Here is an 11,986-nt window from a genome sequence, read left to right on the forward strand (position 1 = left end):
CAGCTAGAGCACTCGGAGAGGAAGCCTGAGAGCTCCGCTAGCTGATGCTGGCACCGCAGGATTGTTTGGCTTCACTGAGTCAACAACCCTAAAAGCTTCGCCAAGGTTTGGTCTGGTGTCTTGTTCAGACTTATTTGGCCAGTGCGCCATGGCCCATTCAGCCAAAGCGGTAATTGAAAGTGATGGGTTCACGCCAGGGTTTGCAGACAATGCAGAGCCATCGACGATGTGTAACCCGGGTTGACCAAAGACTCGAAGATAGCCATCCACCACACCAGCGCTAGCATCTTCACCAATCACTGCACCGCCAAGGAAGTGCGCGGTAAGTGGAATACCAAATGGTTCTCCAATAACAGCTCCTGGTGTGCCATTGACATCTTTTGCGATTTCTTTGGCAACGGTGTGACCCATTGGAACCCAGGCAGGATTTGGTTCACCGTGGCCTTGCTTAGAGGTAAGTCTTCTCTTCCAGTAAGTAGTCAGTGAGTTGTCTCTTGATTGCATAACTAGCAAGATGAGAGTTCGCTCGGGCCAAGTACGAAGGTTGTAAAAGTTTGGCAACTTAGGAAGATTCTTGAGGGTTACCCCAATCAGCCTAAAGATGTTTGGTGTTTGACCTTTAGGGCCGCTAGCAATAACAGACTGTAAAAGTCCCATAAAGCCTGAGCCACGTCCGTACCGAACTGGTTCAATGTGAGTATCGGCGTCAGGGAATACAGAAGACGTTATTGCCGATCCCTGGGAAAAATCAACATCTCTATTTTTTGCCACCACTCCAAGCAAAGACTCGCTGTTGGTTCTAGATAGCTCACCGAGTCTTGGACTAATTCCAGAAAGATTCCCCTTGGCTCTGACCTTATGCAACAGCTTCGCTGAACCAAGCGCACCAGCTGCAACCACAACTTCTGGAACCGTGATGGTGCGCTTAGTGGCAAATAACTTATCGCTTTGAATCAAGGTGAGTGTGTAACCGTTTGGTACCTGCTCAATGTTGACAACCTTAGTTAGCGGCATGATCTTGGTGCCAAGTTTCTCGGCCAGGTAAAGATAGTTTTTGACCAGTGTGTTCTTGGCCCCGTGTCTGCAACCGGTCATGCACTCGCCGCAATTGATGCAACCGGTGCGCGATGGACCCCTACCGCCAAAGTATGGGTCTTCTACTGTCTTTCCCTCTTCGCCAAAGTGAATACCAACCGGTGTCATTTGAAAAGTAGAACCGAAACCTAAGCGGTCGCTGACTTTTTTGAGTGCTTCGTCGGCGGGTGAAAAATACTTGTTGACTTCCACCCCGAGCATTCGCTCGGCCTGGTCGTAGTAAGGTTCGAGGAGGTTTTGCCAATCAGCCATGTTAGACCAGCTACCGGTTGAGAAGAATCTGGCCGGTGGGCGATATAAAGTGTTCGCATAAACCAAAGAGCCGCCGCCAACGCCAGCGCCACTCATCACAAGCACGTTTTTTAGTAGATCTATTCGCTGGATACCTTTTAGACCAAGTTTTGGAAAGAAAAGGAACTTCTTTAGATCAAAGGAGCTCTTAGCAAAATCGTTGTCTTCAAATCTGGCACCAGATTCAATCACTAGAACTTTGTAGCCTTTTTCGCTTAGGCGCAGTGCTGCAACAGATCCGCCGAAGCCAGATCCAATTACCGCAACATCAAAGTCCTCTGACAAACTCCACCCAATTCTTATTCTCGTACTGCTCCCAAGAGCTATTTGGCTTAAAGCCCAACTTCTCGTAAAGCCTAAGGGCACCAGACTCGTTTCCGCTATCGACATTAAGTTCGATGAACTCACGCCCCTGATCAACGCTGTGATTGATTCCGTGTTGCAAGAGAATCTGACCTAATCCCTTGCCCTGAAACTTGTGGGCCACACCTAGAACGTCAACATAGCCACCATTTAGGTGATAATTTGCATTAGCCATCTGAACAAAGCCGGCTGGTTCACCCTCGTAGTCCAGTATGAAACATGCCTCTGGGTCCAATGTGCTAGCTGCCTTGGTTTGTTCGATCCAAAGCTCCATCGGCCTCGGGGCAAATCCAAAGTGGTTACTAAATGAGTCCTGATGTAGCTTCCACGAGGTCTGCATGTCTTCATCTCCAGAGACCAATCGAATTGAAACTTCCGGCCTAGAATTGGGCACGCTATCTGTAGCCGCTAAATCTCTTTTCATGTGCCAGTAGGTACGAATAACATGCATACCGAGCGACTCCAGGGCTTCTCGCATCGTGACATCTTTGGTGTTCACGCCAAACCAATGTTCGTAATCTTGAAACTCTGCGGCAGCTGCTTTTAGCGACTCAACTAGCGCTTCCTTGATGAGATTTGAGCCTGGCCTGGCGTAAACGTCGGTGAATAGTCTTTTTCTGTTGGAGTCAGGGTTCACCGAATAAAAAGCACTTGGTTCTTCAACGCCCTCAGAATAAATGAAGGCAGCTATCGCAGGATCAAAGAATCCTGCAATTATTTCTTTGGACTCTTCAACACCTATCGACGTGGAAGTTGGGTCAATTTTGAGCTCATGCTGGTTGATAAGCTCTGCAAGCACGTCTGCTTGGCTAGGTTCGGCCTCAACTATGCGGTAGTTCATCGACGAGCCTTATGGAAGGGCTAGTGGATTTGCTGGCAGTCTTTCCTGCGCAAACCACTTCTGGTGGTATCCGGTTGATGAGGACATCAGTTCCAAAAATGGTGTTGGGGGGAACTGCTCAGGTGCCATAACACCCTTGCCAGACCAAGTACCTTCGGCAATTAGCTCAAGGGCAATTAGTGGGTTGAAGGCGGTTTGCAAAACAACGCACTGAGACTGGTACTCGGACATAGTTTCGGCGTTGTCGGCTACGTGGTAAATGTATGTGGCGCGATCTTTACCGTTCTTATCTTTTCCAGTTATAAGAACTCCGGCACAAGCCTTACCTGTCATTTGAGGACCGAGGGTTGCAGGATCGGGCAAAACCGAAACGACAACATCTCTTGGTGCAACGTCCACTGGGCCTGATGCTGAACGCACCCGAACCGGCTTAGTGGCATCTAGGCCTAGGTTGTGCAGGGTTTTTAGCACCGAGATGAATTCAGCTCCGAGTCCGTACTTGAAAGTTACTTTCTTGACATCCATGGTTCTTGGAAGCATCGGAATCTCTTCGTGCTCTACGTTTACGCACTCAACTGCTCCAATACCCTCTGGGAACTCAAAAATCTCAGGTTCGCTAAATGGCTCGGTTGTGTACCAACCTTTGTCTTTTTCGTAAATCAGAGGCGGGTTTAAGCACTCTTCGATAACCGTCCAGATCGAAAAAGATGGGGCGAAGATTTCTTCACCCTTGTCATTTCTTACAGTCAGGTTCGAGCCATCCTTGATGCTGACTTCGTCAATCTCGCTGAACAGTTCATCGGCAGCGTACTTGGCAAAGATGTTAGATAGCCCTGGCTCAACACCCATTCCAATTAGTGCCAGCTGGCCAGCTTTTTCCCACTGTGAGTTCAGTGCATACTGAGCATCACCAAGCTTGATTCCGGGCTTGTGATAAGGATCGGTTTCGTGTGGCTCTGATAGAGACATCGCCATGTCCATGTATCCAACACCAGCGGTAAACGCTGCTGAGAAAACAGTCGGTACGAACTTTGGCTCTACCGCGTTTAGTAGGAAGGTGATGTTGTGCTCTTTGCAGAGCTCAATAATACTTGACGCCTTCGAGGCATCGATTGTGGCTGGAATAAATTTGGCTGCGACCTCATCGCTGTGGCGCTTTCTAATCCATTCGATAACTTCTTCGGCTCTTTTGACATCAAAGTCGGCAACGACCATGACTTCAAAAAAAGATCTTTCACTTGCAATTTTGGCTATTGCGGCGCCTACGCCGCCCGCGCCGACGAGTAAAATCCTCATCGTGATTTCCACATCCTTTATGGAAGTTGCCACCCCATTAAAGGGCCAATGCGACAACTTGTATGTATTCCTAGGATACCTAACTAGTCCTTGATAAGTGCTGGAACGGACTTAGGTCTAACAACTAGGAAGAAGATAGCTATTGCGGCCAAGTGGCTAAGCGCAATCGCTATCCCCAGACCCTCCGTGGTAGCACTCCCAAGTATTGGGTATAGGGGTGCCGCAAACGCTGCGGTGAGCGAGTTCATAACACCAAGCACAGAAGCGGCTGTCCCAGCCTCCGAACCATGGCCCTGCAGTGCAATCGTCTGTATCGGTGTGATGGTCATTCCAAATGAAATCATGAAAACAGCCATCAGGGGAATCACAGATTCGATGCCTGGATTTTGATTGGCAATAGTAAAAAGCCCAAATCCGGCAGCAACTGCAAGAATCAACGAAGCCAAGATAACCCAGGTGGCTCTAAACATTCGACCCAGCTTCGCTCCGGCTTGAATTCCCAAGAACCAGCAAAAAGCAGTAATCGAGAAAGCAATAGAAAACTCAACTGGTGAAAGCCCGAGGCTGTCTTGATACAGGAACGGAATGATGTTCAGGTAACTAAAGAGCCCAATAGTTTGCACCATTCCAATAAGAACAAGACCTACCAGAATGCGGTCTTTAAATACCGCTAAGAATCTTTTGGTAACACCCTCGAAGCCCTTGGTCCTGCGGTTATCGATGTGATGGCTTTCTACCAGAGCCTTGGAGGCGATCAGCAACACCGCAACACCCAAGATTGTCAAAGCCAGCGGAATCACTCGCCAATCTGGAGCTACCAGCAATAGTTGCGCCGATAAAAATGGGCTCACCATTGGTGCGATTCCAGCAACCAACCAAACCCTGGCCAACATCTTCAACATGGCCTTACCCACAAACAAATCTCTAATAATTGCCTGAGTAACCACCGCAATTGCAGCTCCAGCTAGCCCTTGCAAAAAACGAAAAGCAACAAAGGCTTCGATGCCTGGTGCCACATACAAAGCAGCTGAAGCAAAGGTAAAAAGCGACAAGAAAAATAGAGCTGGTTTTTTCCTGCCTAGTGAGTCACTAAGTGGTCCAGCCGCAAAGAAGCCAATCGCAGCACCTAAAGTAACTGCGGAAAGTGAGTATTGAACGAAAGCGTCCGGGACTTCAAAAAATGCCGCAATTTTTGGGTAAGCCGGTAAAAACATGTCTGTGACCAGAGTTTGAACCATAAACAAAAAACCAAGCACAAAAATGTACACAACTCTTTGGTTTTTGGTGATCTCGGATTTAGATACCGAGCTAGTTTTTGCCATCACTTAGGAAGCTTCAATTCTTTGGGGTCTAGGGCTCTTGGCCCACCTAGAAAAGCTTAGCTGTCTCACCTATTGCAATAAGAAGTGACTCGGTTAAAGAAAAACCCCCAAGCCAATTGCCTGGGGGACTTTTCTTTGAGTGAACCTAATTACTTAAGGGTTACTTTTCCACCAGCTGCTTCTAGAGCTGCCTTTGCCTTCTCGGCGGTTTCCTTGTTTGCACCCTCAAGGATTGTTGATGGAGCACCATCAACTAGAGCCTTTGCTTCACCTAGACCTAGGTTTGTAAGGGCACGTACTTCCTTAATTACTTGGATCTTCTGGTCGCCTGCAGCGTCTAGAACTACGTCAAACGTGTCCTTCTCTTCTGCTGCTTCGCCGCCGCCGCCAGCTGGAGCTGCTGCTGCAACTGCCATCGGTGCTGCTGCTGTTACCTCGAATACTTCTTCAAACTTCTTTACGAAGTCTGAAAGCTCGATCAGAGATAGCTCCTTGAAGCCATCGATTAGCTGTTCGGTTGTCAGCTTTGCCATTTGATTTTCTCCTTATTTTCTTTGTTAAGCGTTTGTCTCTTGCTTGGCACGCAGGGCGTCGATAGTGCGGACGGCCTGAGCCAGCGGAGCTTGGAACATGTAAGCAGCCTTGAACATAGAAGCCTTGAACATTCCTGCGGCCTGCGCCAACATAACTTCACGGCTTTCAAGATCAGCAAGCTTCTTAACCTCATCTTGTGACAATGTGACGCCATCCATGACGCCGCCCTTGACCACTAGAAGAGGATTTGCCTTGGCAAAGTCGCGCATTTGCTTGGCCACGTTGACTGGGTCACCGTGAACAAAAGCCATTGCAGTAGGTCCTGCTAGCTGACCGTCAAATGCGGTCACTCCAGCGTTCTTTGCTGCAATCTTGATTAGCGTGTTCTTCGCCACGGCGTAGGTTGCGTCAGCACTTATGGAACGGCGAAGAGTCTTCATCGCTCCCACAGTGAGTCCGCGGTACTCGGTTAGCAATACGGCACTCGAGCTTTGGAATTTCTCCGTTAGCTCGGCGACGGTAGCTTCCTTGTTCGCCATGGCACTCCTTGATTATCTGTATTTGTCGGCAGCCCTAAGAAACAAAAAATGCTCCTCACGTAAGCGAGGAGCATAAGGACATAGAGCAAAACTCTAGAATCTTTACTTCTTCACCTACGTGGGCAAACACTTTGTGTTTCTTAGTCAAAACAAGCCAAATTCCAAGATTTCTTGGGATTTGTCCTGCCTCAAACCGACGGTCTTTGGCTTCCTACAGTCTAGAGCTTCAGGGGGTTAGCTGTAAAGCTCGCCTAAAAGACTGTTTAGTCAATGGGCTCCACACACCTAGAACTTTGACTTTGAAGGTAAGCGAGTTCGCCTTGGCAGCTTGCCAACCAGCGCTACGAAAATGGCACCAACCGCAATCATTCCCACAGAGGTCCAAGCGATCCACCACGAGGAATATGGTCCAGTTTTGGCAAGCGAGGGAGTCCCCGGAGAAGCCAAGCTAGGTGCTGGCGCTGACGTTCCAGTACTAGGTCGAATGATGAACGTCGGGGCAGAGTAATGAAAGTTACCAGCGTCCAAGTAAATCACTCCGTTTTCCTTTGTCACACTAAGCCTGGCGTCTCTTTGGATAGAGCCATCTTCGTTGACAATTAGGGCCTCTAGACTTTCAGCACCCACAAGAGTGTTGCCCGGCCACTGGCAGTCAGCAAACTCTTCATTCACCCAAAGTCGGAAGAAGCCAGAATTCAATGCACCGGAAGCATCGAAGTGAGGTGCAAAAATGTTGAACTCAAGATACCCCCCCACGTTATTCCATTCGGGTGATCCGGCAGAGTTGGAATTAAATGCTTGGGCTGTAAATCCATGGTCCGAGCAACGAGGGTCCCACCATGAGGTTTCCGGAGTAGCTCCCGCGTGATGTACTGTGAATCCAATTAGATAATAATCCTCATCGGCCTCGGTTGACAAGTGCATAGGGTCTTCCCAGCTTAGGTCTAGTTTCCACTGCTCCGTGTAGGAAGACACTTTCGAGTGAGTTCCACTAAAGGTCCAACGGTTACCACCAGTTATGGACTCTTTCGTGTAACTTGCTTCGTTTGCAATAAATTGTAAGTTTTGAGGCTTCAGCCAACTTGTGCGAACAGTGACTTTTATTGAATACCCAGCAGGAAGTTCATAGACCCACACCCCGAGTACTCCGACAGTAATGTCCTCGTCATTAACAAAAGACGGTGTGAACATTTGACCAGAAACAATAAATGGTGTCGCGCCCGTTGGTGTTGAGGTCCACGTTGGATCCCCTTGATACATAGTGTTTCCATTGCTGTCAGTCTCAATGGTCCAAGTCTGGGTAGCGGACTCAGCATTCACGTACCCTCCGGATAAGCCTTTGACTTTAACAGACTCAATGCAATCAAGTTGATTCGGCAAAGTACAAACACCTAAGCCAAAGTAAGCAGGAACAGAGGGGTCTACTGCCATACCGGCTGGGTTAGTTGTGGTGGAGACGGGGTCTGCAACCGCCACAAGGCTTCCACTTAAGAACAGGCTGGCGAGGATAACAAGTGCGCTGATTTTGAACTTCATTTAGCCCCCAGAATCAAACTGTCTCTTGATTACTGGCTCAATCCTACTTTGAACTAATTGCGATATCAATTGTTGGGTTGAGGTCAGAAATTCCTTCTGGGTAGCGGAGTGAATTACGGCAGTGGCAAGAAATAGGTAACTCACGAATAATTGAATGTGATGCGCAAGGGGCTATGGTCCTAGCTTAAGTAAGCTAAAACTCATGACGACACATGTCGCCAGCTCCAAAACTATGGCCACAAAAAGGACTGTAGGGATGATACAACCCTTCGAACTGCTCGAGCAAGCAGTCACGAGCTCTCCACATTCAATTGGCATGGTCAGTGAATCTCGTGCCCACACATTCTCAGAAATATTGAATTTGTCCCAGGCTCTAGCAGCTAAATTTCGTGCTCAAGGTGTCAGGCCGAATGAAGTTGTTTCAACTTTTCTCCCACCCGAGCTAGATTGGCTTAGCACTCTAGGCGTTTTTCACGAAGCGGCGGTGCCAGTATCCCTTTGGGGAGTGGGGTCTGTAAAGAATCTTAAGGTGTCATGGTTTGTGGGAAACAAGTTCCACGATAGCGTTCCAAGACAGCAGACGATCGTGCTCGATGGTAGTTCGTGGCAAAGCCATGCTGCTGATTTACCTGGGCATCCTCGCACTCTTTTTGCGAGGCCCGACAAGCCAATGCGCTATGTGATGACTAGTGGAACAACAGGCGCTCCTAAGGCCGTCACCTTCACCGGAGGCAATATTCAAGCGCGCCTAGCCCAGCTTGGAACATACTGGGCAGATAGCAGACCAGAGCTTAACTTTATGGGTCTTTCAACAACAGGAGGTTTTTTCACCGCCCTTGCCTCTCTAGAACATGGCTACCCATACATGGCTGAAGTTGCCGTCAACCGATCAGCAATCGAGAGAGCGAAAGAGTATGAAATCAAAGTTATTGCCGGTTCTCCTGCCCAAATTGGTCAAGTATTGAGGCTCATGCGCGAAGATAAGCTCCAGCTGCCGAGCCTTTTAGAAGTTCGGATCGCTGGGAGCTTGCCAACCGAGAGATTGATTTCTGCAATTCACAATTATCTTGGTGTACCAGTAAGAAGCGTTTATGGTTCGACCGAAGGTGGCGGAGTGGCAGTAACAATGCTCATGCCAGGTAGCGACACCTCTGACCTGGGCGAGCTGATTGCTGGTATAGATCTGCAGATTGAAACGGACGACGCTGGATCTGGCCAAATTAAGTATCGTGGCCCAGGAGTTTCTTCTGGATACTTGGATAACTCGGTTGACGATGAAAGTTTTGCTCATGGCTGGTTTTATCCAGGAGACAGAGGACACATCGCAGCTAATGGGCACCTGATTCTTGAAGGGCGAACCGACGAGATCATGAATTTTGGGGGAACCAAGATAATTCCTGAGAAGGTAGAGGAAATGGCCAGAAATTTCGAAGGAGTGACTGATGCGGCAGTTTGTCTTATAGAGCAGCATCCCGGGATCGAGCAAGTTGCTATATCAGTAGTTGGAAATTCTAGTGTGGACTTGCGAGCCTTAGATAAGTTTCTTCGTGCTAGGTTGCCAATTGGGCACCCAACTATCTTCACAACTTCGAAGCAAATACCTCGTAACCGCATGGGCAAGATCATTAGGAACGAACTAAAGATTCAGGTTCTAAATGATCTCAATTTGAGTTCATAACTCTCAGCACAGAGGCCATGAGTCGGTAAGGAGCTGTGCTCGGCTTTAGCTGGTTTGTAGTTCCAACTATCGTGAGCTTGTCAATCGGATCGTAAAACATAAAGTGCCCCGTCGCACCAGAATGCCCAAGATACCTACCTCGGTGTGATGCTCCAGTTGCAAACCGTGGCAGACCAAGTGACATTACTCCTGTGGCATAACGAATTCCAGGAAAAATTGCAAGCCAATTAGCCAACAAGCTTTCTCTGCCAGTTTCAGAGATCAGTTGCCCAGAAAAGAAGCTTTTTAGAAACTTGGTGGTGTCCTTAGTCGAGGAAACTATTGAGCCTTCGGCCCCCAAAGAAGCAATTCGCCTCGCACCAAGATACTTTTGTTTGCCGATAAGTACCTGGGAGGCGTCATGGAATGAACCTAGGTCTTCATGAGTTACAAGGTTAGTTTGACTAAGTTCTAGCGGTTCGAAAATTCGTGTTCTAAAGACTTCGCTCAAGGGTTGATTTGTAACTGCCTCAATGACCCTGCCAACTAACTGATAATTCGTGAAGCTGTAATTGGCTTTTCCCGAGCTGGGGGGGAACTTTGCCGGAAGTGTCCTAGCTAAAGCTATGGCCTCTTCGAAGCTCCAACCGGGGTCTTGGGCAGAGATGAGAGCCAAGTCACCCTTATTTGGCAATCGTTTCAGTTGATAGTAGTCCGGTATACCCGAGGTGTGGCTCAGTAGATCCATAACAGTAATTTGATTACTGCAATCCACCCCGTTTTGCACATTAAGGTTTGCGTAGTCACTAACAGGTAAGTGTTTTGCTAGGGAGTCAGATAGTGATAGTTTTCCTGCTTGGGCGAGTTGCTGAATAACCGTAGCTGCAAACATTTTTGTGCCGCTGGCAATCAAATGCGTTTGTTTTGAGCCAGAATCATGCCAACTGTAGTCGAAATCAGACGAAGCGCTAGAGACTTGAATCTTGAGCTCAGAAACCTGCCTGTTTCTGGCATAGCCCACCATCGCGGCATCAAGCTTCATTGACAGACCCTCTGGAAGTTTAAGTCTCAAAGATTACTTGTGCGTCTTCGAATTCTTGATATCACCACAGCTACCAAAGTTCCAAAAACAATTAAGGTTCCTGATGCCAAGGTAGACCAGAATAGATTTTCGTTTCCAGTCTTCGCCAGCACTGCCGGTGTTGTTGAGGTTGGGGTTGAGGTTGGGATAACAAATCCTTCAAAAGCACCTGCATCCGCAGGGAAAGATCTAGTTGCACCCCTCTGATCGAGGGTGACCAAGTTAAATGGTGCGAGATCAGGAACAGCGTTGAGTGCCGGGCTTCCAGGTCCAAGAGCAATAGTTTGGGTGCCATTCGTGTTTGGCGCATAGGTAGCCAAAGCAGGAGAGTTCGTTCCGAATAGTGATGTCAGGGTTGCTCCAAAAACTGAAGAATTATCCTGCACTATGTCAGTTTCAGTAATACTGGATGTTGAAAAAATATTTCCACCCGCATCTGTGAATTGTGTAGTGGAAGGAACGCCTACCCCCAGTTGCGGAAAAAAGCTATTGCCGGCAAAAATGTTACCCGCCAAAGTGAAAGTTCCCATACCTGATTTGTATATTGCATTTCCTGGGATGTCGCCTGGTTCAGCGGGAGGAGTTGCTGCGACGTTGTTGACAAAGGTGCTGAAATAAACTTCCCCCTCTGAAGCGGATATTGCGCCACCCTCTCCGACAGCAGAATTGCCTTGAAAGGTGCTGTTGGTTATGTGCACGGAATCTCCGGGATCAGATCCAGCAGTAATTGCTCCGCCGTTAACTCCGGACGTGTTGTTAATAAAAGTCGAATTTGAAACCGTAACTGATCCATAAGCATATACAGCTCCTTGGGTGATGCCCGAAAAGGTGCTGTCGATTATAAAAACGTCCTTTGCGAACACCCCATTTACTGAATCCTTGACTGTTAAGTTCTCAATAGTAATGTCCCAAAATGTTCCATTTGCATCCCCGTCGGAAAAAAACACGAAATCAACGGGGTTGGTCTTGACTGAAGTGTTTCCAATTCCATAAAAATGTACGTCTCGTTGAACTGAAATTAAGCTATCAAGTATGAAATCACCAGACAGACAAACTACTCCAGCAGAGGCTAGCATGACGTCGATTGCTAATACGTTGGCAGTAGGATCAACAGGATTAGTGGAAGCTGTGACTGTCCTAGCCGTGCAATCAACGGCACCATTTGCACCCGCAGAAGTAGCTCCCGTAAGGCCAAATCCAAACACGAGGCCAGACGACCCCACAATTGCCACACCTCTTTTGATGAAAGATGCAGAGCTAGTTTTTGAAGACTCTGGCTGGTTTGACTGACGTAGTTTATTCATGGCTTCCTAACCCCTCGTGGGTAGATTAGGTCTCCACCTAAAATAATTAATGTAAGTGAATCAAAGCCTAGCCCTCTTGGCGGAATTGTGGGCGTAAAAGTAAACCCCACCCCCTAGGGGGTGGGGT

At 48.1% G+C, this 11,986-nt stretch carries 10 protein-coding genes; 1 reads left to right on the forward strand and 9 read right to left on the reverse strand.

What is annotated here, in order from left to right:
- Nucleotides 1–3 precede the first annotated feature (3 nt).
- The 7 genes from AC9UES_RS01535 to AC9UES_RS01565 form a co-directional block, all read right to left on the reverse strand.
- Complete coding sequence (locus AC9UES_RS01535) at nucleotides 4–1,671, reverse strand: GMC family oxidoreductase N-terminal domain-containing protein (protein WP_509526042.1); 1,668 nt, start codon at nucleotides 1,669–1,671, stop codon at nucleotides 4–6.
- Nucleotides 1,655–2,590: a GNAT family N-acetyltransferase gene (locus tag AC9UES_RS01540; protein ID WP_509526045.1), complete on the reverse strand. Its 936-nt coding sequence runs from the start codon at nucleotides 2,588–2,590 to the stop codon at nucleotides 1,655–1,657. The genes AC9UES_RS01535 and AC9UES_RS01540 overlap by 17 nt, the downstream gene beginning before the upstream one ends.
- Nucleotides 2,591–2,599: 9 nt before the next feature.
- Nucleotides 2,600–3,886, reverse strand: coding sequence for a saccharopine dehydrogenase family protein (locus AC9UES_RS01545; protein ID WP_509526047.1), 1,287 nt, complete (start codon nucleotides 3,884–3,886; stop codon nucleotides 2,600–2,602).
- A gap of 83 nt (nucleotides 3,887–3,969) precedes the next feature.
- Complete coding sequence (locus AC9UES_RS01550) at nucleotides 3,970–5,208, reverse strand: MFS transporter (RefSeq protein WP_509526050.1); 1,239 nt, start codon at nucleotides 5,206–5,208, stop codon at nucleotides 3,970–3,972.
- A gap of 149 nt (nucleotides 5,209–5,357) precedes the next feature.
- Nucleotides 5,358–5,741, reverse strand: a complete 384-nt coding sequence (gene rplL, locus AC9UES_RS01555; protein ID WP_509526052.1) for a 50S ribosomal protein L7/L12 — start codon at nucleotides 5,739–5,741, stop codon at nucleotides 5,358–5,360.
- 24 nt (nucleotides 5,742–5,765) lie between these two features.
- Nucleotides 5,766–6,281, reverse strand: coding sequence for a 50S ribosomal protein L10 (gene rplJ / locus AC9UES_RS01560; protein ID WP_509526054.1), 516 nt, complete (start codon nucleotides 6,279–6,281; stop codon nucleotides 5,766–5,768).
- A gap of 285 nt (nucleotides 6,282–6,566) precedes the next feature.
- Complete coding sequence (locus AC9UES_RS01565) at nucleotides 6,567–7,817, reverse strand: hypothetical protein (RefSeq protein ID WP_509526056.1); 1,251 nt, start codon at nucleotides 7,815–7,817, stop codon at nucleotides 6,567–6,569.
- A 529-nt stretch (nucleotides 7,818–8,346) separates the two neighbouring features.
- Here AC9UES_RS01565 and AC9UES_RS01570 point away from each other — a divergent pair.
- Nucleotides 8,347–9,495 carry a class I adenylate-forming enzyme family protein gene (locus AC9UES_RS01570; RefSeq protein WP_509526058.1) on the forward strand — a complete coding sequence of 383 codons (1,149 nt, stop codon included), beginning with the start codon at nucleotides 8,347–8,349 and terminating at the stop codon, nucleotides 9,493–9,495.
- On the opposite strand, the gene AC9UES_RS01575 is transcribed toward AC9UES_RS01570, so the two are convergent.
- Nucleotides 9,479–10,516 carry a serine hydrolase domain-containing protein gene (locus AC9UES_RS01575; protein WP_509526060.1) on the reverse strand — a complete coding sequence of 346 codons (1,038 nt, stop codon included), beginning with the start codon at nucleotides 10,514–10,516 and terminating at the stop codon, nucleotides 9,479–9,481. The genes AC9UES_RS01570 and AC9UES_RS01575 overlap by 17 nt on opposite strands.
- 26 nt (nucleotides 10,517–10,542) lie before the next feature.
- Nucleotides 10,543–11,859 (reverse strand): choice-of-anchor Q domain-containing protein, encoded by a 1,317-nt coding sequence (locus tag AC9UES_RS01580; RefSeq protein WP_509526062.1) that lies wholly within the window; start codon nucleotides 11,857–11,859, stop codon nucleotides 10,543–10,545.
- Nucleotides 11,860–11,986 lie beyond the last annotated feature (127 nt).

This window comes from Rhodoluna sp. (assembly GCF_044232805.1).
Lineage (GTDB): Bacteria > Actinomycetota > Actinomycetes > Actinomycetales > Microbacteriaceae > Rhodoluna.